The following is a 20,508-nucleotide window of genomic DNA, read 5'->3' as shown; positions in this document are numbered from 1 at the left end:
CCCTCGCCGTCCTGGTTCTTCAAGTTGCTGATGGCCTTGTGCAGCATGTGGATTCTCTCCTGAGAAGTGACAGTGATTGACATCGCAAGACCCAGCTCCGCGACCTAGCCGCGGGGTCAATCACGCACCCCGGTGGCGACCCGGCTACCTCCCAAACGGAGGCCCGTGGCTTTGCGTCCCGCCCTCACGAACGGTTTGCCCTTGGCACCTCGGTGCTGGCTGCTTGCACACAACACATCGGGCCGCCCGAGATCCACCTTGACCCCTCTGGACGTTCGTCCGACGCCGTGTCCACGACGCTCGGTAGAACGTGATCCGCGTGCCGGACATTCAGGTCTCGGTGACGAGCGCCACGGTGCCCGACGGTGGGCGGGGCCCAAGTCTCCAGCGGATGTCACTGGCCCAGCGGCGCGCCGCTCTTCCGTCAGCCCAGCCGGACCTCCCGTCAGCCCAGCCTCACGCGCGCGAGGCCGGCGTCCGGGCGGCTCGGGGTCGACCGGGTCGACTCGGCGCACCCCCGGACGCGAGCCGTCGAAGGCGGCAGCCGCGGGCGTGCGCTTGCAGTTCTTGCCGCTCGGTCATATATTCGGCCATGGCCGTCCAGAGCTGCACGCAGACGGTCGAGTGGATATGTGTGAACGGTGTCAGCGCCCCCACTCGAAGCGGTCGAAGCCTGGCGGCCCGCGACGGCGGCTTCACGCTGATCGAGGTCCTGGTCGCGTCGGCCCTGCTGCTCATCGGAGCGTTCGCGACGCTCGCCCTGCTCGACAACGGCGCGCAGGCTACGAGCGTCTCCCGCCAGAGCGACGTTGGCAACGCGATCGCCCAGGAGCTCGTCGAGCGATCGACCGGCGGCCGCTACACCGACACGCGCAACGACCTGACCGACGTCGACGTCGGCGGCACGGCGGTCGGCCCCGCGGATCGCCTGCGTGCCGCGATGGGCGACGCGACCACCGCCGTCAGCCCGACCACCCCGACTGCCCCCACGACCCCCGTGGTCGCACCTGCCGCGCAGTCGTGGTCCCTCCGCCGGTCCGGGACGACCTACGACGTCTCCTACGTCGCCTGCACCCTCTCCGACCAGATCAGCGGCGTCCAGATCAAGGGGCCGTACGACTGCTCGCCGATCGCGTCCAGCGGGGGCGGTGGAGGCGGCGGCGGCGGCGGGATGACCACCAGCAACGGGTGCACCGTCGCCACCTCGCCCGTGAGCGTCGGCGGCTCCGCGGCCACGAGCGCCCTGGGCGTCTCGCTCCAGCTCCTCGGCTACCTCGGTCTGAAGACCTGCCTGGATCTCGGGCACGTGACCGACGCGCTGAGCCCGGCGGTCTGCTCCCTCGCCGCCGCCGGCGCGCTCGGCACGCCGCTCGCCTCGCTCGTCGGGTCCAACGGCCTACTCGGAAGCCTCGCACGCGTCAACGCCGGCGTCGGCAACTGCGCCGCCCTGACGGAGCCCGACTTCCGGGGTCCGCTCGCGGGCGTCGCGACCGCCACCCGGATGACGGTCTCCGTCCGCTGGACGGACCGGAAGGGCCGCGCCCGCCAGATCGATCGCACGAGCCTGGTGCGGAGGCCGGTCCGATGAGCGCGTCCGTCGAGCGGCGGTCGCTGGTGACGGAGGACTCCGGCTTCAGCCTCATCGAGCTCCTAGTGACGATGCTGGTCGCCATGATCGTGCTGTTCGCGATCCTGCAGGGCAGCGAGGTCTTCGCCCGGGGTGCCAAGCGCGTCGACGACGCCACCAAGGCGCAGGACGCGGCGCGCACGACCATGCGCACCATCGTCGGGAGCGTCCGGGACGGGCGTCTTCCGACGGCGGCCGAGGCGGGCCTCGCCGCCCAGCCCACGACGCCGATCCGCGTCGCGAACGCCGCCACCGGCGACCTCGTCGTCGCCACCTCCGTGCCGTCCGGGTCGTCCACGGTCCCCGGGTGGACGCGCTACTGCGCCGACGGCTCGGGGTCGCTGGTCGTCGGCCAGCGCGCGACGGCAGCGTTCGCCACCCCGCCGACCTGCGGGACCGCCGGCAACGGCTGGACGCAGGGCCGAGTGCTGGACCGGACGCTCGTCAGCGACCGCGCCCAGGTGTTCGACTTCAGCTCCGGGTCGTGCGTCGCGGGTCAGGTCGTCGGGACTGGAGCCGCGTGCGCCCCCGCCGCTGACACGGTGACCACCGTGGGGATCCGCCTCTCCGTCGCCGGCTCCGCCGGATCGACCGAGTCGCGAGCGACCATCCGCAATGCCGTAAGCGTCAGGAACGGGAGCCCCTCGTGAAGCACTCCACCGTCATGCAGACCGTACGCGACGACCGCGGCTGGGTCATCGTCCCGGTCCTCGCGCTCATGGTCATCGCCCTCGGACTCGGCTTCGCGCTGCTCGCCGTGGTCGACACCCAGACCGCCGAGACGCGCGAGAAGCGCGCCAACGACGCCGCCCAGACCTTCTCGGAGGGCGTCGTGGCCGTCACCGCGTCGGTAATGGCCACGCGCACCGACGCAGGAACGTGGCGCTACACCGGCGCCTGCCAGACGTTCTCGCACCGCCTGGCGGACACGGACGCGGGCACGACCCTGGAGGCGCAGATCGTCCAGGCCGTGCACGACCGCTTCGCCGGCAGCTCGAGCGACCTGACCGACGACGGCAACCCCGTCGACCTCCGGCGCACGACCTGGACGGCGACGGTCTGCCCGGTCGGCGGCAACGCCGCAACCACCGGCACGTGGGACCAGACGGCCGAGAGCTGGAGCGCGACGATCCCCGGTCGCACGCTCGTCTCCGGCGGCCAGACGGTCTCCGCACCCCAGGTCGCCCAGCCCGTCGGCACACCACCGCAGCAGCTGTCGATGTGGATCCGCGCACAGGGCAACGTGCAGAGCCTCGCAACGACCAACGGCCAGCGGATCCGGCGCTCGCGCGCCGTCGTGTCCAAGGTCCGCCAGGTCGGCACGAACTTCGTCCCCGACCCGCTCGCCGTCGCCTCCGGCGGCATGTCGACCGCGCTCACCTCGAACCTGTCCCACACGCTCTTCAACACCGATTCGTTGATCGGCGGGCTGACCCATAAGCTCATCGGCACGAAGCCGCTCATCTCCGGGCCCGTCGGCTCGCGGTGCGCCCTGCTCGACGACCTCGACCTGACGAACCTGTCGACGCTCGACCTCAACAGCCTCTGCCTGAACGCCACGCTCGGCGGGCTGTTGAACGGCCAGGGGACGGTCGAGAAGCTAGGTCTTGGCGCCGTCAACTCGCTGCTCGGCATCAGCGGGCAGCAGACGTTGGAGACCTGGGCGGTCGCCCCGCCCGACGCCCTGGCCTCGTACGCCGAGGCCGCGAAGCGCAACGGCACCTACTACGCGTCGGTCGGCGGCTACGGGAACGACAAGACGAAGTCGACGTCCGGGACCAACGCCAACTGCGTCGACTGGACGGCCCCCGAGATCACCTCGACGGCGGTGCCGGCGACCTCGCGCGTCATCTACATCAAGCAGGTCGGGGACGGCGAGCAGTACTGCAGCCTCACCTCCGGCACGGCCGCGATCGTCATCGTCGAACGTGGTGCGATCCGCGTGACCGGCGGGTTCAAGGGCGTCGTCTACGGCGCCAACCTGCAGGAGTGCGGCGCCGACGGCGTGTGCACGCCGGCCGAGCGCGAAGCGGGTGGCAAGGCCGACGGCCGACGCGAGATCGTCCGCGTCGACGGTCCCGGCACCGTAACCGGTGCGGTCTGGGCCGACGGTGCCGGTGGCCAGGTGGGGATCTACCCCCCGTACGTCAGCCAGTCCGGCGGCGCCCCGTCGGTGCTCGACATCCTCGGCGCGACGCGCGACACGAGCAGCAGCACGTGTAGCTCGGCGCCCGTTGGCCTCGCAGGAGTCGTCAGTTCAGTCGGCTCTTCACTCGGCGGTCTTCTCGGCAACCTCCTCGGGATCCTCGGGATCGGCGAGTCGGTCGTCTACACATTGCCCGATGGCTCGCTGATCACCAATCAGAAGCCCACGGGCTGCCAGCTCTTGGTCGCCGCACTCAAGTCGCAGTCCGCGGAGAGCCTCGCGAAGCTCCTCTCCGATGGCGGTGACCTCACCATCACGGTGCAAACCACCTCGACGAAGTGCTTCCTCGGATGTTCCACCACGACGGGCAGCGAAACGACCACCGTGCGGATCCCCGCCGGCGGCCAGCTAACGAACAGCACCGGCGGCACTCCGCCGAACCCCGTGACCGGCATCCTGGGCATGGTCACCTCATCGCTCAGCGGCTACCAGGCGATCGCGCTCGACACCGCCGCCGTGACACGCGCCGGGGTCGTCGTGACCTCGGGCGGATCCCCGGTCGTCGGGAGCTACAAGAACGTCTCGCCCGAGGCCGGGTTCTAGCCCCGGGGTCCGGACCCGGACCGACCGGGACGGCGGCCACCGTCCCCGCCCCGAGCGCCCATCCGCCACAATGGGTCGTGATGCAGCCGCTCCGCCTCGTCATCGTCGCCGCCGCCATGGTGGCGGTGCTCGCGCTCATCGCCGGGTTCACCTCGGAGAACGACCAGCGGAACCGCGACGAGGCGTCGGCCACGCAGTCGGTCGTCGCTCCGCCGCCCGTGCCCAGCCGGGTGGTCGAGGCCGACCTGCCGAGCACGAAGACGGTCGTCGCGCAGGTCGGGCAGACCGTGCAGCTGACGGTCAAGCTCGACGCGGTCGACTCGCTGGTGCTCGACGCGTTCGGGCTCGACACGACGATCCCCGCCGGCATCGCGACGCCGGTCCTCTTCACCGCGATCTCCCCCGGCCGCTACGACCTGAAGCTGCAGGACTCCGGGAAGGTCATCGGCCGACTCGTCGTCCGGGAGGCGCGGCCGGGTGGCTCGAGCGGCGGCACGACACCGCAGGCCGAGCCCGAGCAGGAGACGCCGGGCGTCGCCGAGCCGGCCACCGCGGCCTGAGTCTGACGCCGGACATGGTCGAGCCTGCCTCGGCGGCCTGCGTCTTCCCCTCGCAGGCGCGGCTCCCGCCGCACCGGCCCCTACGCGTCGTCGGTGCTCTTGACCGTCCTGCGCGTCATCGGGCGCGGGATGGGCGTGTTCGCCGGCGGCGCGTCCTTCTTCGCGGCGGCGCGCTTGGCCGGGGCCTTCTTCGCGCCGGTCTTCTTCGCGGCAGGCTTGCGCTTGGCGGCGGGCTTCTTCGCCGCACCGTCGGCGGACTTCTTCGCCGCGCCGCGCTTGGCGAGCATCGCCTTGGCGCGCTCCTTCGCCGCCTCCATCTCCTCGGGGGTCTTCTCCCGCGGGGTCTCGGAGGGGTTCTCCTGGGCGTCGTGCGCCGGGATCGTCAGCTTGGTGCCCTCGCACCAGGGGCAGACGACCTCGTGCGGCTCGCCGTCGGCGCCGGAGATCAGCTTGCCCGTGCTCCGGCAGACCCAGCACTCGCGGTGGGCCTCGTCGACCGCAGGAGCCGCCGCGGACTCCTCGTCGAGGCCGCGGGCCTTCGCCCCGCGCTTGCTGAACTGGCTGGACTCCATCGGGGCCGAGCATACGCACGCGCGGAAGGCCTCTGCGGCGTGACGCGCCGCTAGGCTGCCCCCATGGGCCCGCACGACGGCCGGTTCGCACCGAGCCCGAGCGGCCCGCTGCACCTCGGCAACCTCCGCACCGCGCTCGTCGCCTGGGTGCGGGCCCGGAGCGCCGGTGGACGGTTCGTCATGCGCGTCGAGGACCTCGACCGCGGACGGAGTCGGCCCGAGCACGAGGAGCGACAGCTGCAGGACCTCGCCGCGCTGGGGATCGACTGGGACGGCGACGTCGTCCGCCAGTCCGACCGCGACCCCGCGTACGCCGCGGCCGTCGACCGGCTGCGCGAGCTGGACCTCGTCTACCCCTGCTGGTGCACGCGGGCGGAGATCCGCGAGGCCGCCGGCGCCCCCCACGGCGACGCGCCCGAGGGCGCCTACCCCGGCACCTGTGCGCACCTCGGGGCCGCCGCCCGCGCCGCGCACGAGGAGCGCGGACGGCCCGCCGCGCTCCGGGTGCGGGCCGGTGCCGTCCGCTCCACCGCCGTGGACGCCGTCCGGGGCGAGATCACGGCGGTCGTCGACGACTTCGTCGTCCGTCGCGGCGACGGCACGCACGCCTACAACCTGGCCGTCGTCGTCGACGACGCGTGGCAGGACGTCACCGAGGTGGTCCGCGGCGACGACCTCGCGTCGAGCGCGCCCCGGCAGGCGTGGCTGGCGACCGTGCTCGGGCACCGGGCGCCCACCTACATGCACGTGCCGCTGGTCCTGGGACCCGATGGCCGCCGGCTGGCCAAGCGCGACGGCGCCGTGACCCTGGAGGACCGGTTGGCCCTCGGCGAGGACGCGGACGACGTCCGGTCCCGCATGGCGGCGTCGCTCGGGCTCTGCGGACCGGATGAGCGACCGACGCCGGCCGAGCTGGTCGACCGGTTCGACGTCTCGGCCGTGCGCGGCACCGGGCCCCTGCGGTGGGACCCGGTCACGGGGCCGCTGGCCTGACCTGGGGCGGCTCCGGTCCGCCGGCCCCGACCCCGCCCGCGTCGGCCCCCGTACCGCGCGTGGCACACTCGGTGGGTGTTCGCGCCGGTCAAGATCGTCCGCTTCTGGCTCCCGGCGCTGATCTTCGTCATCGGTGCGGCGATGCTCGTCATCAGCCCCGACATCGTGGGGCTGGAGGGCGCGGCGCTGATGCTCGGCGGCGGCCTCGGGGTCGTGGTCTCCAACCGCATCCACCAGATGGGGATCAAGGGCGAGAAGGACCGCGACGACGAGATGGGCGCCCGGCATTTCATGGAGCGCTACGGGGTCTGGCCCGACGAGGCGTCCGAGGAGGTCCTCGACCGGGCCGAGCGCGCAGGCGACATCGAGCCGCGGACGCCGGCTGCCGGCTCCCCGCCGGACGACGTCCCGCCGCCCCGGGTGGACCCGCACAGCCGACCCGCGCGGACGGCGACCGGCGCCGACGGTCGCACGCACTCGGCCAACCGCCGCACGGGCCCGCGCACCGGTCGCCGCGCACCGCGCCGCTGAGCCGCCGCGCCGTGCGGCGGCCCGCCACCCCCCTGGATAGGCTCCGTCCACCCGTGCCGAGCTCCACCGACACCGTCGTCTCCGAACTCGCCGCGGCCGCCCGCGAGCACGGGCGGCTCGGCATCGACACCGAGTTCGTCGGCGAGGGCCGGTACCGCCCGCTGCTCTGCCTGGCGCAGGTCGCCGTCGACACGCCCAGCGGCGGGATCCGGATCGAGCTGCTCGACCCGATCGCCGACGAGTTCGACCCCGCGCCGCTGGCCGAGGTCCTGGCCGACCCGAAGATCGAGATCGTCTTCCACGCCGGCCGGCAGGACGTCGCGCTGCTGAAGCGCTCCTGGAGCACCGAGGTCCGGGGCGTGTTCGACACGCAGCTGGCCGCCGGGTTCGCCGGGCTGCGCTCGCAGATGGGCTACGACGCGCTGCTGCGCGAGGTCCTGAAGGTCAAGCTCGAGAAGTCCGCGAGCTTCACCCGCTGGGAGCAGCGGCCGCTGTCGGAGGAGCAGAAGCGCTACGCCGCCGAGGACGTCCAGCACATCCTGCAGCTGTCCGTGGCGATCCAGAACCGCCTGGTCGACCTGGGCCGCCTGGACTGGGCGCTGGAAGAGTGCCGCGCGCTCGAGGAGGTCAACGACAGCCGCGAGCCGGAGCTGCTCTTCCCGCGCCTCCCCCGCGTCGACGGTCTGGACCCCGCCCAGCGGGCCGTCGCGTTCCGCCTGCTCGAGTGGCGTGAGCACGAGGCCGCGCAGGCGGACCGTCCCCCGTCGACCGTCCTGCAGGACCAGACGCTGGTGGAGCTCGCCAAGCGCCGGCCCCGCGACCGCGAGCGTCTCCAGCAGATCCGCGGCGTCAACGAGGCGACGCTGCACCGCCGCGGCGACCGGCTCCTGAAGGCGATCGCGGAGGGCCGCGACTACGAGCCGATCCCCGTCGAGCGGGAGCGCCCCGCCCGGCAGGACCCGGTCGACCCCGAGCTCGTCGCCCTGACCGAGACCCTGGTGCGCACCCGCGCCAACCAGGAGGAGCTCGCCTACGAGCTGCTCGCCAACCGCTCCGACCTGCAGCGCGTCATCGCCGCGTGGCGGGACGGCACCGACCTGCCCGACGTCCGCACCCTGCAGGGCTGGCGCGGCGACGTCGTCGGCAAGGACATCTTCGCGCTCCTGAACGGTGAGCTGGCGCTGCGGGTCGGACCGGACCGCAGGGTCGTCGCGGAGCGCTGAGCGGGACCTACGCCAGATCCCGCAGCTCCATCGCGCCGTCCTCGCGGGTCCACCAGCGCAGGCGCAGGCCCTCGGCGCCGGGGATCGCACAGGACCAGCAGGGGGCGCCGTCGTCCGGACGCAGCTCCTGGTCGCCGTCGTCGGTCAGCCAGGCACCGACGTCGAGGTCGTCGGCCTCGCCCTGCTTGCCCGACGCGATGCGCGCGGCGACCGCCGCCAGGGCGGCGGGCGAGACGCGGCCGCGGTGGGCGTCGATCGCGTCGAGGTAGCCCTCGCCCAGGGCGATCGGACCCAGCGGGCGGGCGCGACGGCCGGCGTCGTGGTCGCGGGCCAGCCAGGCGGCCACGATCTCGAGGTGGTGGGCGCGCACCCGGTCGCGGTGGACGGCCTCGGGGATCGCGAGCTGGGCGATCTGGTCCGGGCGGGCGGCGCGGGTGGGGGTCTGCTCGGGGACCTCCGTCTCGCGACGGCGGCGCAGCGCGGCGTTGCGGTCGCCCGGCGTCATGGCGTCGAGCCGCACCTCGGCGAGCTTCTCGCGCAGCCCGCGGATCTCGTCGCGCGCGGCGTCCAGTGCGCCGAGCAGCAGCTGCTGGTCGCGGTCGGGGGTCGGGGGTGCGGAGCGCGGAGCGGCCTCGGTGCGGGCGGCACGCTCGGCGCCGCCGGGCAGTGCCACGAGCTTGCCGCCGTGCTTGGGCGTCACCGGCGGACGCTTCGACGGGCCGGTCGGGGGCCCCTCGGCGAAGCGCTCGCCGAGGACCTCGATCGCCCGCGGGCCGTACCTGCCCATGCGATCGAGCACGAGCGGGTGGTCGCGGGGATCGGAGTCGTCGTCGACGCCGGGCCACCAGATGCGGGCCGCGCCGCCGAACACGCCGAGCTGCTGCGGCAGGAGCTGCGAGAGGAAGCGGCTGGCGGGCCCGGTGCGGACGGCGCGGATGATCGCGTCGCGCCCGACCTCCTTGCGCACGCGGTGGTGGTCGAACGCGGGGCGGTCCTCCCCCGCGCGCGTCGACAGGCAGACGATCGGCTCGGTGCGCTCGGGGTCCATCACCTCGGCGGCCAGGAGCTCGCCCTGGTCCTCCGTCGCGGCGACCGGGATGCCCAGGTCGGCGGGCGTGGTGGGCCGCGTCGCCGCACGGCGCGGCCGCCGGTTGGCGGTGCCCCTCGGCGACGAGGAGCCGCCGGCGGCGTTGATCGGGTCGTGACGCATGGGACCTCCTGGAGGGACCGGACGACCTACGTGCCCGCGAGCGCGAGCGCTGGATCCAGCCTAGAGGGTCGGGCGGCGGGAGCCGCCCGATCCTTCCCGGGTGGCCCGAGCCGCGCCGACGGCCGGTGCGGCCGGGCCCGCGACGCTCGGGTCGGTGCCCGGTCCTCCTCCCCTAGAGGACCTTGGAGAGGAACGTCCTCGTGCGCGTCTCCTGCGGGGCGTCCAGCACCTGCGACGGCGGTCCCGACTCCACGACGACGCCCTCGTCCATGAACACGACGCGGTCGCCGACCTCGCGGGCGAAACCGATCTCGTGGGTGACGACGACCATCGTCATGCCGGCCTTGGCCAGGTCGCGCATGACGTCCAGGACGTCACCGACGAGCTCGGGATCCAGCGCCGAGGTCGGCTCGTCGAACAGCATGAGCTTCGGATCCATCGCCAGCGCCCGGGCGATGGCCACGCGCTGCTGCTGGCCGCCGGAGAGCTGCGACGGGTACGCCTTGCCGCGGTCGCCCAGGCCGACGCGATCGAGCAGCTCGAGCGCGCGCTTCTCGGCGTCCTTGCGCGCGATGCCGCGCACCAGGACCGGTGCCTCGGTGATGTTGTCCAGGGCGGTCTTGTGCGCGAACAGGTTGAAGCGCTGGAAGACCATCCCGATGTCGGCGCGCTGCTGCACGGCGACCTTCTCGGGCAGCTCGTGCAGCCGCCCCTCCTTCTCGCGGTAGCCGACGATCTGGCCGTCGACGGTGATCCGCCCGCGGTTGATCGGCTCGAGGTGGTTGATGCAGCGCAGGAACGTCGACTTGCCCGAGCCCGAGGGCCCCAGCAGGCAGACGACCTCGCCGCGGTTCACCGTCATGTCGATGCCCTTGAGCACCTCGTTGAGGCCGAAGCGCTTGTGCACGCCCTCGGCGAGGACCATCGGGGCCTCGGCGGCCGTGCCGCCGGTGCCCTGGTGTCGCTGATCGGTGGTGCTCATGCGCCCGCCCCTCCCCCGCCGCCGGATGCTCCGAACCGCATGCCCGACGTCCTCGCCCTGATCCGCTGCAGCGGCGTGGGCGGCAGCGTCCGGACGTTGCCCTTCGCGAAGTGGCGCTCCAGGTAGTACTGCCCGATCGACAGGAGCGTCGTGAAGAACAGGTACCAGATGCACGCCACCACCAGCAGCGGGATCTGCTGGTAGTTCTGGCCGTAGATCAGCTGCACGCTGTAGAGCAGGTCCGACACCGCGATGACCGAGACCAGCGAGCTCGTCTTGAGCATGTCGATGGCCTGGTTGCCCGTCGGCGGGATGATGACCCGCATCGCCTGCGGCAGCACGATGCGCCGCATCGTCTGCGATCCGGTCAGCCCGAGCGCCTTGCCGGCCTCTACCTGTCCCTCGTCGACCGAGAGCAGGCCGGCCCGCACGATCTCGGACTGGTACGCGGCGAGGTTGAGCCCGAGGCCCAGGATCGCCGCGGTGATCGGGGTGATGATGTCGTTGCCGCTCCCGCTGATCAGGTCGGGGCCGCCGAACGGCACCCCGAACGAGATCTGGGGGTACAGCGCGCCGATGAACGCCCAGCCGATCAGCTGGACGAGGACCGGCGTGCCGCGGAAGAACCAGATGTAGACGAGCGAGATCGTGCTCAGCACCGGGTTGGACGACAGCCGCATCACGGCCAGCAGCGTCCCGAGGATCACGCCGATCACGACGGCGACCGTCGAGAGCCACAGCGTCAGCCACAGCCCGTCCATCACGCGGCCGGAGAACAGGTAGTCCCCGACCACGTCCCACTTGAACCGCTCGTTCCGCGCGGCGGAATAGAGCAGCGAGGCGACGAACACCGAGACGACCACCGCGACCGCCCACCGTCCGTATCGTCGGACGGGGACGGCCTTGATGTCCTCCGCGGTCGTCGCGGTGTCGTGCGCCACGTGTTAGTCCTGCGCGCCGTTGATGACCGGATCCGCGATGGCCGCGCTCTTCTCGAGGCCCCACTTGTCCAGGACCGACTGGTACGTGCCGTCGTCGATCAGACCCTTCAGCGCCGTCTGCAGCGCCTTCTCGATCTTCAGGTTCTTCGGGATGGCGATGCCGTAGGGCGCGGTGCCGTAGGGCGTGCCGGCCAGCTTCAGGGCGCCGTTGGAGAGCTTCACCTGGTAGTCGGCGACCGGGGAGTCGGCCATCGAGACGTCCGCGCGACCGGCGGCCAGCGCCTGGTTGGCGCCGTTCTGGTCCGGGTACGGCAGCACGGTCAGCTTGTTGCTGCCGCACTTCTTCGCCTGGGCGGTGGCGTCGTCGAGCTGGACGGTGCCCTTCTCGACGGCGACCTTCTTGCCGCACAGCGACGCGAGGTCGGTGACCTGCGTGTCCTTCTGCGCGTTGACGAAGAACGACGTGCCGGCCGACAGGTACGTGACGAAGTTGACGACCTCCTCGCGCTCCTTGTTGTCGGTGAACGACGACATGCCGAGGTCGTACTTGCCGGACTGCAGGCCGGCGATGATGCCGTCGAAGCCGGCGTTCTGGACCTCCATCTTCAGGCCGAGGGCGGTGCCCAGGGCCTGCGCCAGGTCGGGATCGAGCCCGATGATCGTCTTGCCGTCCTTGTCGAAGAACTCGTTCGGCGGGTACGACGCGTCGGCGGCGACGGTCAGCGTGCCCTTGGACTTGACGTCGGCCGGCAGCAGCGCGACCGCGGCGTCGTTGACCTTGGTGGTCTTGGCGGCCGTCGTGCCGGTGCTCGCGCCCGCCGTGCTCTCGTCGTCGTCGCTGCTCCCACAACCCGTGACCGAGATGGCCAGGACGGCGGTGGCGGCGAGCGCCCCTAGTGTCGGTGTACGCACCGGATCTCCTTGATGTCGACGGGGGTCGGACGGACTCCGCGGGCCTGTCGCCCTACGGATTCGACCCCTCGATGGGCTGATCGTACGTGAGCGACACGCCCAGCGGGCGTCCATTTCGGCGCCATCGGAGCGCCCACGTTCGCCGCGTGGAGCACTCCTGCGGGTCGTCGGGGGCCCCGCTACAGCCAGCACGGTCACCCCGTCTGGCGTGGCGCGCAAACCTCCGACGGAACGTCCGCTCCAAGGGCGGAAAACCCCTGGGTCGGACGACGATTTCGGGTGTACGGTGCACCCGCCCCGGGACGGCCGATCAACGGATCCGACGACCTCAGACGGTGGCGGGCGTCGTCCGTCGGGCCACCTCGGCCCGCACGGCCGGCGCGACCTCGGTCCCGAACAGCTCGATGGCCTTCAGGACCTGCCGGTGCGGCATCGCCCCGAGCGCGAACTGCCCCATGTAGCGGTCGTTGCCGAAGAGCTCGTGGGCGTGGAGGATCTTCGCCGTCAGCTCCTCCGTGGACCCGACGCCCAGGGCGTTGAGGCCCGAGCGCTGCTGGTCGAACGCCTGGCGCGTCATGGGCGGCCACCCGCGCTCGCGTCCGATGCGGTTCATCATCGGGCTGTAGGCGGGCCAGAACTCGTCGGCGGCCTGCTTGGAGTCCGGTGCGATCCACGTGTGCGTGTTGACCGCGATGCGGCCGCCGGCGGGGTCCAGGCCGGCGTGCTCGCGGGCCCGGCGGTAGAGGTCGACGAGCGGCACGTAGCCCTCGAACCGCCCCGACAGGATCGCGAAGGTCAGCGGCAGGTCGAGCAGGCCGGCCCGGGCGACGGACTCCGGCGTCCCGCCGACGGCCACCCAGATCGGCAGCGGGTCCTGGACCGGGCGCGGATAGACCCCCGCGTCGTTCAGCGGCGCGCGGTGCTCGCCCGACCACGTGACGCGCTCGTTGGCGCGGAGCTCGAGCAGCAGACCGAGCTTCTCCTCGTAGAGCTCGTCGTAGTCCTTGAGGTCCTGCCCGAAGAGCGGGAACGACTCGGTGAAGCTGCCGCGGCCGGCCATGATCTCCGCCCGGCCGTGCGAGAGCAGGTCGAGGGTCGCGAACTGCTGGAAGACCCGGACGGGGTCGTCGGACGAGAGGACCGTGACCGCGCTGGTCAGCCGGATCCTCGAGGTCCGCGCCGCGATGGCGGCGAGCGCGACTGCCGGCGCGGACGCCGCGTAGTCGGGGCGGTGGTGCTCGCCGAGACCGAAGACGTCCAGGCCGACCTGCTCGGCCAGCTCGGCCTCCTCCAGCAGGTCCGACAGGCGCTGCTCGGGGGTGACGAGCCGGCCGGTGGAGTGGTCCCGGCCGACGTCGGCGAAGGTGGCGATCCCGAGTTCCATGACGTGCTCCTGACGGCGGTGGGCCGGGCGGAGGACCCGGCGACTGCGCCCATCATGACAGACCGCCGGTCGATACGGACCGAGGTCCGCTTATGCGGCCTACTTGATCGAGTCGTAGACCGCGAAGAGCGGCAGGTACATCGAGATGACGATGAAGCCGACGGCCGCGCCGATGACGACGATCAGGATCGGCTCGAGGATCGACATCAGCGCCTTGACGGCGGCGTCGACCTCGTCCTCGTAGAAGTCGGCGACCTTCGAGAGCATCTCGTCGAGGTTGCCGGTCTCCTCGCCGACGCCGACCATGTGGGACACCATCGGCGGGAACACCGGCGCCTCGCGCAGCGGGCCCGAGAGGGTGCCGCCACGGCGGATGCTGTCGGAGACGTCCGTCATGGCGTCCTCGATGACGGAGTTGCCCGAGGTGCGGCCGGTGATCTCGATGGCCTGCAGGAGCGGGACGCCGGCGGCGGCGAGCGTGCCCAGGGTGCGCGACCAGCGGGCGATCGCGACCTTCTGGACGATCGTGCCGATCTTGACCGGCAGCCGGAGGAAGAGCTTGTCCTTGTTGCGACGGCCCTGCTCCGTCCGGACGTAGGCCCGCACGGCGAAGAACGTCGCGGCGATCACGATGATCCCGGCCCACCAGTAGCCGGTGACCGCGTCGCTCATCGCGACGGTGATCTTCGTGATGGCGGGGAGATCCGAGTTGAACTCCGTGAGCACGCCGGCGAAGACCGGGACGAGGAACGCGACCAGCGCGATCACGACGAGCGCGGCGAACGACATGACCGTCGCCGGGTAGACCATCGCGCTCTTGACGGCGCGGCGCAGCTTGTCGTCCTTCTCGAGCTGGTCGGCGGCGCGCTTGAGGGCGTCCTCGAGGATGCCGCCGATCTCGCCGGCATGGACGAGCGCGACGAACAGCCGGTTGAAGACGCGCGGGTGCTGCTCCATCGCCTCGGACAGCGACGCGCCGCCCTCGACGTCGGTCCGGACCTGGGCCAGGACCTCCTTGAACTTCTCGTTCTCGGTCTGCAGCTCCAGGACCGAGAGCGCCCGCAGCACCGTCATGCCCGACGAGATCATCGTCGAGAACTGCCGCGAGAAGACGACCATGTCGCGCGCCTTGACGCGCTCGAAGATCTTGATCTCGAGGTTCCACGCCGCCCGCTTGAGGTCGACGGAGAGCGGGATCATGCCCCGCTGGCGCAGGAGGTCCGAGACGGCGTCGGCGTTGTCGCCGTCGAGCTCGCCCTTCGCGCGGCTGCCCGTCGGCTCGAGGGCCAGGTAGGAGTAGGTGCTCATGGGGGCGGTCTTCCGGAGGGACTAGAGCGCGGTGAGCTCGCGCCTGGCGGGATCGAGGGCCGGCGACATCGACCGGACGCCGTCCTCGCCGGCGTTGTCGAGCAGGCGGCGCAGGTCGCCGACCTCGTTGGCGCGCTGCTCGGCGACGGAGCGGTCCAGGCGGCCGGACTGGACGAACCCGACGAGCGCGTCCTCGAGCGTCTGCATCCCGTAGCGCTGGCCGGTCTGGATCGACGAGCGGATCTGGTGGGTCTTGCCCTCGCGGATGAGGTTCCGGATCGCCGCGGTCGGGATCATGATCTCCATCGCGCAGAGGCGACCGGCACCGTCGGCCGTCGGGAGGATCTGCTGGCAGAGGACGCCCTGCAGCGCCGAGGCCAGCTGCATGCGGACCTGGTTCTGCTGGCCGGCCGGGAACGAGTCGATGATGCGGTCGACGGTCTGCGGGGCGTCCTGCGTGTGCAGCGTCGCGAAGACGAGGTGGCCGGTCTCCGCGGCGGTCAGGGCGGTGCCCATCGTCTCGATGTCGCGCATCTCGCCGACGAGGATCACGTCGGGGTCCTGGCGCAGCGCGGCCTTCAGGGCCATGCCGAAGCTCGTGGCGTCGGTGCCCAGCTCGCGCTGGTTGACGATGCAGCCCTTGTGCGGGTGCAGGACCTCGATCGGGTCCTCGATCGTGAGGATGTGGTCGTGGCGCTCCTGGTTGATCTTGTCGATCATCGCCGCGAGCGTCGTGGACTTGCCCGAGCCGGTCGGGCCGGTGACGAGGACGAGGCCGCGCGGCTTCTCCGTCAGGCCGCCGATGACCTCGGGCAGGCCGAGCTCCTCGAGCGTGCGGATGCGGTCGGGGATCAGGCGCAGGGCGGCGCCGGTGGCGCCGCGCTGTTGGAACGCGTTGACGCGGAAGCGGGCCACGCCCGGGATCGGGTAGGCGAAGTCGACCTGGCGCTCGGTCTCCAGCTTCTGGCGCTGGGGGGTCGTCAGCAGACCGTAGACGAGCTCGCGGCAGGCGACGGTGTCGAGGTGCTCGGTGCCGGGGACCGGCACGAGGGATCCACGCACCCGGATCATCGGCGGGCTCTCCGCGGTGAGGTGGAGGTCCGACGCGTCGTGGGCGATCATCGCCTGGACGAGATCGTGGAATTGGATCGCCATCCCCCATCCCGTCGACCGGACCGGGGCGCGCCAGTGAGGCCGCCCGGACCCCGTGGACGAACGGTGGACCGGGGTGGACAGCGCGGCGATCCCCGGCCCTCCGGGTGCCCCGAGCCCTGCCGATGCAGGACGAGGCCCCGACCCGAGACGCTCGGGGTGGGCCCCGGCCCCTCCGGGTGCCCCGAGCCCCGCCGATGCAGGATGCGGCGATGACCCGAGACGCTCGGGGTGGGCCCCGGTCCCCTCCCCTAGGCGTCGCCGGTGACGCGGGTGACCTCGGCGAACGAGGTCTTGCCGCTCATCACCTTGCGCAGACCGTCCTGGCGCAGGCGCGTCATGCCCCCGCGGACGGCGAGCGCGGTGATCTGGTCGATCGGGGCGCGCTCGACGATGAGGCTGCGCATCTGCTCGTCGACGATCAGGACCTCGTAGAGGCCGATGCGCCCGCGGTAGCCGGTGTCGCCGCAGCGCCCGCAGCCGACGGCCTCGAAGACGTCGACGTCCCCGTCGATCTCGAAGCCCTGCTGGCGGACGAGCTCGGCCGGCATCCGGACGGGGCGCTTGCAGGTCTCGCAGAGCGACCGCGCGAGCCGCTGGGCGACGACGCAGTCGATCGCGGAGGCGACGAGGAACGGCTCGACGCCCATCTCCAGCAGGCGCGTGACGGCCGTCGGCGCGTCGTTGGTATGCAGGGTCGAGAGGACCAGGTGGCCCGTCAGCGCGGACTCGACGGCGATCTTCGCGGTCTCGGCGTCGCGGATCTCGCCGACCATGATCACGTCGGGGTCCGCACGCATCATCGAGCGCAGGCCGTTGGCGAAGCCGACGCCCGCCCGGGTGTTGACCTGGACCTGGGTGACGCCGTCGAGCTGCCGCTCGACCGGGTCCTCGATCGTGACGATGTGTCGGTCGGCGGTGTTGAGGCGCTGCAGGGCGGCGTAGAGCGAGGTGCTCTTGCCCGAGCCGGTCGGTCCCGTCGCGAGGATCGCGCCGTAGGGCTTGGAGAACGCGGTCTCGAAGCGCGTGCGGTCCTCGAGCCCCATGCCCAGGCGGTCCAGCGTGATGACCCCGTCGGCGCGGTCGAGGATGCGCAGGACGACGGCCTCGCCGTGCACCGACGGGAGCGTGACGGCGCGGAGGTCGACGCCGCGGCCGTCGATCGTGATGCTGACCCGACCGTCCTGCGAGCGGCGCCGCTCGGCGATGTCGAGGTCGGCCATGACCTTCAGGCGGCTGACGAGCCCGGCGACCAGCGCCTTGGGGACCGTCGCGGTCTCCGTCAGCACGCCGTCGATGCGGAAGCGCACCCGCATGCCGTGCTCGAGCGGCGAGAAGTGGACGTCGGAGGCACGCCGCTCGATGGCCTGGGCGAGGACCGTGTTGACGAGGTTGATCACCGGCGCGTCCTCGGACCCGGAGCGGACGTCGATGGCCTCATCCTGCGAGAACGCCTCGGCCGGCGCGTCGGGGGTCGCGCGCTTGACGGCGTCGTCGAGGTGCGTCAGCGAGGCCAGGCGCACCTGCACGTCCTCCCGGGCGGCGACGGCCAGGCGGACCGCGCCGCGGGTCAACATGGCCAGGTCCTCGGCGATCAGCATGTTGCTCGGGTCGGCGATCGCGACGACGAGCTCGCCGTCGAGCCGGGCGATCGGGACGGCCTGATAGGTGCGGGCGTCGTCGGCGGAGAGGATGCCGGTGACGGACGGGTCGGGCTGCGTGTGCGCGAGGTCGAGGTGGTCGAGCCCGTGGCGGTCGGCCATGGCCCGGGCGACCCCGTCGCCGGTGGCGACGTTCAGCTCGACGACGGCGCGGTCGAGCGGGATCTCGCGCTCCTGGGCCGCGGCGACGGCCTCGCGCACCCGGCCGGGGTCGGCCCCACGGGCGATCAGGATCTCGGTCAGCGGCAGACCGGCGAGCTCCAGCCGCGGGGCCGAGAGGGCGCGCTCGAGCGGCAGCAGCTCGGTCTCCGCCGGACCCCGCGGGGTCGCAGCAGCAGGTCCTTCCTCGCTGCTGATGGCGGGCTGGTCGAGCACGGTCTCCCCGAGTATCGGCCACAACCTGCTGGAGCGCGAGGTCTGCGGCGATTCCGGTGGACGGCGCCCGTACCCCGGGTCGTCGGGATGGACGCCCGCGGCGTCGGCTCCGGGGCCGTGGGAGGGGGTCTGGTGGACGAACGACGGATCGGACGGACCTTCGACGTCTGGTGGCGCCACCGGGGCTCGCGGGGACCCCGGTCCCCCGACCGACCGTCCGGCGTCGGACGAGGAGCGCCTGCGGGCGTCCTCGTCGTCCTGTCCGGGCCGTCGGCCGAACGGGCTCACTCCCGGACCGCGCGGTCCATCACGTCGCGGGGCGCGGGGCGGCCGGTCCACCGCTTGAGGCTGCGCGCGCCCTGGGCGACCAGGATCGCCAGCCCGTCGACCGTCGTGGTGCCGGCGGTCGCCGCGGCGTGCAGCAGCGGGGTGCCGCCGGGCCGGTAGACGAGGTCGACCACGACGTCGTGCAACGCCAGTCCCTCGGGCCGGAGCGGCAGCAGCTCGAACGTCTCGGCGGGGTCGTGCAGGCCGACGGAGGTGCAGTTGACGAGGACGTCGGCGTCGAACGCCTCGGGTACTGCCTCGACGTCCAGGTCGCGCGCCAGCTCGTCTGCCCGGGCGCGCGTGCGGTTCCAGACGGCCACCCGCGAGCAGCCGGCCTCGCGCAACGCCCACGCGCAGGCCCGCGCGCTGCCGCCGGCGCCCAGGACGAGGGCGGTGCGTCCCGCGGGCGACGTGCCGAGCGCGTCGATCAGGCCGGGGGCGTCGGTGTTGTCGGCCTCCAGCGTGCCGTCCCCCAGCACGGTGAGCGTGTTCGCCGCGCCGATCTCGCGGGCCGCGTCCGTCGCGGTGTGTGCCGCGGCGAGCGCGGCGTGCTTGTGCGGGATCGTCACGTTGGCGCCCGCGAACCCGGCCGGCGCCAGCGCTCCGAAGGCGGCCGCCGCACGGTCGGGCGGGACGGGCAGCGCCCCGTAGCTCCAGTGCCCGAGCCCCAGGGACCGCAGCGCGGCGCCCTGCATCGCGGGCGAGCGGCTGTGGGCGACGGGCCAGCCGAAGACCCCCAGGCGCCAGCGGCGCGCGGGATCGACGGCCGACGCGCTCACGCTCAGCACCCCTTGGCGTCCGACGGCGACGGATCGCCCCCGGCGCGGCGCTGCGCGGCGTTGTAGGCGGCGCGGTCCTTCTCGAACTCGGCGCTGGTCGTCGCGAAGTTGTGTCGGCCGTCGCCACAGGGCCGGACCACGTAGTAGAGGAACGAGCTGCGGGCAGGGTTGGCGGCGGCGCGCATCGCGGCGAGACCCGGGGAGCCGATCGGGGTCGGCGGCAGACCCTTCCGGCGGCGCGTGTCGTACGGCGTGTCGCGGTCGATCTCGCTCTGCAGGAGCGGGCGCGTCCAGTTCCTCACGGCGTAGCGGGTCGTCGCGTCGATGCCCAGGGCGATGTCCTGGTCCAGGCGGTTCCAGATCACCGCGGAGACGAGGCGGCGCTCGGACGGGATGCGCACCTCGCGCTCGATCATCGAGGCGATGATCAGGACGTCGTAGCGGCTCAGTCCCTCGCGGCGGGCGCGGGTCGTCGAGACCTTCGCGAAGTTCGTGCGGAACGCCTTGAGCTGCTCCGTCACGAGGTTCTTCGACGTCGCACCGCCGCGCTGCAGCTCGTAGGTCGCCGGGAAGAGGAAGCCCTCGAGGCCCTTGCGGGCCCGCGGCTGACCGAAGTCGCGCGGGTCGAAGCCCGACGACTTCGCGCTCGCCGTCAGGTAGCTGCCCGAGACGCCGGCGCGACGGATCGACGAGGCGATCTCCCTGCGGGAGAGACCCTCGGGGATCGCCACGCGGACGACGGACGGGGGCAGCGGGTCCTGCTGCAGCGCGGTCAGGGCGGCGCCGTAGGACATGCCCTTCTTCAGTCGCAGGGTCCCGGCCTTCAGGTTCGCCCCGTCGCCGGAGATCCGGGCGCGGATCGCGAACGCCAGCGAGTTGCTGACGACGCCCTGGTCCTGCAGCAGCTTGCCGATCTCGTCGACCGAGGAGCCGGGCTGGATGCGCACGCGGACCTCGCCCTCCCCCTCGCCCTTGAACGGCTGGAAGAGGAAGACGGCCGCCGCGATCAGCACGACGAACGGGACCAGGACGAGCACGGCCGCGATCCGCGACACGCCTCGGCGTGCCGGGGCGGTGCGCGTGTGAACGGTCGCGGGCACCGTGCCGGTCGGGCGCGCCGGGCCCGCGGGCCGCAGGGGGACCAGGGACTCGTCGTCGCCGTCGCCGGTCGGGCGGTCGTCGGCGGGACGGCCGGGGCCCCCGCCGCGGGCGCCGCGGCCCC

General features: G+C 72.6%; 18 protein-coding genes and 1 riboswitch. Of the genes, 7 read left to right on the top strand and 11 right to left on the bottom strand.

What is annotated here, in order from left to right; translation table 11 throughout:
- Positions 1–131 precede the first annotated feature (131 nt).
- A riboswitch (cyclic di-GMP riboswitch) is annotated at positions 132–210 on the bottom strand.
- A 382-nt stretch (positions 211–592) separates the two neighbouring features.
- The 4 genes from Q7T67_RS02195 to Q7T67_RS02180 all read left to right on the top strand — a co-directional run bounded on the left by Q7T67_RS02195 (position 593) and on the right by Q7T67_RS02180 (position 4,936).
- Positions 593–1,588 (top strand): prepilin-type N-terminal cleavage/methylation domain-containing protein, encoded by a 996-nt coding sequence (locus Q7T67_RS02195; RefSeq protein ID WP_304785696.1) that lies wholly within the window; start codon positions 593–595, stop codon positions 1,586–1,588.
- Positions 1,585–2,277, top strand: coding sequence for a PilW family protein (locus tag Q7T67_RS02190; protein ID WP_304785695.1), 693 nt, complete (start codon positions 1,585–1,587; stop codon positions 2,275–2,277). Before Q7T67_RS02195 ends, Q7T67_RS02190 begins: the two co-directional genes overlap by 4 nt.
- On the top strand, positions 2,274–4,376 hold the full coding sequence (locus Q7T67_RS02185) for a hypothetical protein (protein WP_304785694.1): 2,103 nt from the start codon (positions 2,274–2,276) through the stop codon (positions 4,374–4,376). Before Q7T67_RS02190 ends, Q7T67_RS02185 begins: the two co-directional genes overlap by 4 nt.
- An 80-nt stretch (positions 4,377–4,456) precedes the next feature.
- The gene (locus tag Q7T67_RS02180) at positions 4,457–4,936 is read left to right on the top strand and encodes a hypothetical protein (protein WP_304785693.1); all 480 of its coding nucleotides are present in this window, start codon (positions 4,457–4,459) and stop codon (positions 4,934–4,936) included.
- Positions 4,937–5,016: 80 nt separating this feature from the next.
- On the opposite strand, the gene Q7T67_RS02175 is transcribed toward Q7T67_RS02180, so the two are convergent.
- The gene (locus Q7T67_RS02175; RefSeq protein WP_304785692.1) at positions 5,017–5,508 is read right to left on the bottom strand and encodes a hypothetical protein; all 492 of its coding nucleotides are present in this window, start codon (positions 5,506–5,508) and stop codon (positions 5,017–5,019) included.
- Between the two features lie 63 nt (positions 5,509–5,571).
- Between Q7T67_RS02175 and gluQRS the strand changes: the two genes are divergently transcribed.
- The 3 genes from gluQRS to Q7T67_RS02160 all read left to right on the top strand — a co-directional run bounded on the left by gluQRS (position 5,572) and on the right by Q7T67_RS02160 (position 8,255).
- Positions 5,572–6,501, top strand: coding sequence for a tRNA glutamyl-Q(34) synthetase GluQRS (gluQRS, locus tag Q7T67_RS02170; RefSeq protein ID WP_304785691.1), 930 nt, complete (start codon positions 5,572–5,574; stop codon positions 6,499–6,501).
- Positions 6,502–6,576: 75 nt separating this feature from the next.
- The gene (locus Q7T67_RS02165) at positions 6,577–7,032 is read left to right on the top strand and encodes a hypothetical protein (RefSeq protein ID WP_304785690.1); all 456 of its coding nucleotides are present in this window, start codon (positions 6,577–6,579) and stop codon (positions 7,030–7,032) included.
- A 53-nt stretch (positions 7,033–7,085) separates the two neighbouring features.
- On the top strand, positions 7,086–8,255 hold the full coding sequence (locus tag Q7T67_RS02160; protein ID WP_304785689.1) for an HRDC domain-containing protein: 1,170 nt from the start codon (positions 7,086–7,088) through the stop codon (positions 8,253–8,255).
- A 7-nt stretch (positions 8,256–8,262) separates the two neighbouring features.
- On the opposite strand, the gene Q7T67_RS02155 is transcribed toward Q7T67_RS02160, so the two are convergent.
- From Q7T67_RS02155 to mltG, 10 genes are all read right to left on the bottom strand, one after another.
- Positions 8,263–9,465 (bottom strand): hypothetical protein, encoded by a 1,203-nt coding sequence (locus Q7T67_RS02155; protein WP_304785688.1) that lies wholly within the window; start codon positions 9,463–9,465, stop codon positions 8,263–8,265.
- 172 nt (positions 9,466–9,637) lie between these two features.
- Complete coding sequence (locus Q7T67_RS02150; protein ID WP_304785687.1) at positions 9,638–10,447, bottom strand: amino acid ABC transporter ATP-binding protein; 810 nt, start codon at positions 10,445–10,447, stop codon at positions 9,638–9,640.
- A complete protein-coding gene (locus Q7T67_RS02145; RefSeq protein ID WP_304785686.1) occupies positions 10,444–11,388 on the bottom strand; it encodes an amino acid ABC transporter permease in 945 nt (314 codons plus the stop codon). Before Q7T67_RS02145 ends, Q7T67_RS02150 begins: the two co-directional genes overlap by 4 nt.
- A gap of 3 nt (positions 11,389–11,391) precedes the next feature.
- Positions 11,392–12,300 carry an ABC transporter substrate-binding protein gene (locus tag Q7T67_RS02140; protein ID WP_304785685.1) on the bottom strand — a complete coding sequence of 303 codons (909 nt, stop codon included), beginning with the start codon at positions 12,298–12,300 and terminating at the stop codon, positions 11,392–11,394.
- 328 nt (positions 12,301–12,628) lie between these two features.
- Positions 12,629–13,684: an Atu2307/SP_0267 family LLM class monooxygenase gene (locus Q7T67_RS02135; RefSeq protein WP_304785684.1), complete on the bottom strand. Its 1,056-nt coding sequence runs from the start codon at positions 13,682–13,684 to the stop codon at positions 12,629–12,631.
- A 99-nt stretch (positions 13,685–13,783) separates the two neighbouring features.
- Positions 13,784–14,992: a type II secretion system F family protein gene (locus Q7T67_RS02130; RefSeq protein WP_304785683.1), complete on the bottom strand. Its 1,209-nt coding sequence runs from the start codon at positions 14,990–14,992 to the stop codon at positions 13,784–13,786.
- A 21-nt stretch (positions 14,993–15,013) separates the two neighbouring features.
- Positions 15,014–16,147 carry a type IV pilus twitching motility protein PilT gene (locus tag Q7T67_RS02125; protein WP_304785682.1) on the bottom strand — a complete coding sequence of 378 codons (1,134 nt, stop codon included), beginning with the start codon at positions 16,145–16,147 and terminating at the stop codon, positions 15,014–15,016.
- Positions 16,148–16,395: 248 nt separating this feature from the next.
- On the bottom strand, positions 16,396–18,180 hold the full coding sequence (locus tag Q7T67_RS02120; protein ID WP_304785681.1) for a GspE/PulE family protein: 1,785 nt from the start codon (positions 18,178–18,180) through the stop codon (positions 16,396–16,398).
- A 284-nt stretch (positions 18,181–18,464) separates the two neighbouring features.
- Positions 18,465–19,286, bottom strand: a complete 822-nt coding sequence (locus tag Q7T67_RS02115) for a shikimate dehydrogenase (RefSeq protein ID WP_304785680.1) — start codon at positions 19,284–19,286, stop codon at positions 18,465–18,467.
- 2 nt (positions 19,287–19,288) lie between these two features.
- The coding region (mltG, locus tag Q7T67_RS02110) for an endolytic transglycosylase MltG (RefSeq protein WP_304785679.1) at positions 19,289–20,508 on the bottom strand (1,220 nt) is incomplete at its 5' end.

Origin of the sequence: Patulibacter sp. (assembly GCF_030655195.1) — a bacterium.
In the GTDB taxonomy this organism is placed as follows: domain Bacteria; phylum Actinomycetota; class Thermoleophilia; order Solirubrobacterales; family Solirubrobacteraceae; genus Patulibacter.
This window is presented reverse-complemented; position numbering and strand designations above follow the sequence as displayed.